This is a genomic window from Haloarcula sp. Atlit-120R (assembly GCF_003665885.1).
Lineage (GTDB): Archaea > Halobacteriota > Halobacteria > Halobacteriales > Haloarculaceae > Haloarcula > Haloarcula taiwanensis.
In genome coordinates, this window is sequence record NZ_QPLN01000102.1 from 1 (window position 1) to 445 (window position 445).

Here is a 445-nt window from a genome sequence, read left to right on the forward strand (position 1 = left end):
AGCAGGTGCTCGCGACCCGTCCGATGCTCATCATGATGCTGTCGGGCGCGGCGGTGACGCTCGGCCTGGCCATCCTTCTCGGCGTCACGGCCGGCTACCTCGGCGGCGTCATCGACAAGGTGCTCATGACGGTGACGGACGTGATGATGAACATCCCCGGACTGGCGCTGGTCATCGTCCTCGCCGTGATTCTCGAACCGAAGAGCCCGGTGTTCGTCGGGTTCGTGCTGGCAATCGACAACTGGCCACGGTTGGCCCGACAGCTTCGGTCGCAGGTGCTCACCATCCGCAGTGAGTCCCACGTCGAGGCCTCGCGGGTGCTCGGACTGCCCACGTCGAGCATCCTCTCGAAGAACGTCATGTCCCGGCTCATGCCGATGCTGACGATGGGGACCGTCGGCTCCATGCGGAACATCCTGATGGAGTCGGTCGGCCTGTACTTCAT

1 protein-coding gene is annotated in these 445 nt (G+C 64.3%); it reads left to right on the forward strand.

Going from position 1 to position 445, the window contains the following annotated elements:
- The coding region (locus DVK01_RS21420; RefSeq protein ID WP_121538859.1) for an ABC transporter permease at positions 1-445 on the forward strand (445 nt) is incomplete at both ends.